This is a genomic window from Staphylococcus pasteuri (assembly GCF_030547725.1).
Lineage (GTDB): Bacteria > Bacillota > Bacilli > Staphylococcales > Staphylococcaceae > Staphylococcus > Staphylococcus pasteuri.
Genome location: NZ_JAUOQO010000801.1, coordinates 1 through 243, shown reverse-complemented (window position 1 = coordinate 243; position 243 = coordinate 1). Strand labels below are relative to the sequence as shown.

Sequence of the window (243 nt, the reverse complement as noted above, 5' to 3'; positions counted from 1 at the left end):
GCCGATAGTTGGGCGTTTACCTAATGATGAACGAATTGATATTGATTCGTTAGAAAGCTTACGAATTTGGAGCCCAAGTTTAAAATCTTATATACCTATTCAGCAAGTAGTAAATGGTTTTGACGTTAAATTTGAAGATCCTATTGTACAACGTCGCGACAAAAAACGGACATTAACCATTTTTGCTGATGCTGATTTTGAATACGACATATTGCCAGCAGAGTTATTTGCTAAGGTTCGGCC

General features: G+C 37.0%; 1 protein-coding gene. It reads left to right on the top strand.

The window, feature by feature from the left end:
- Positions 1–243: hypothetical protein (locus tag Q4528_RS15555; protein WP_303522619.1), on the top strand; the 243-nt coding region annotated here is incomplete at both ends.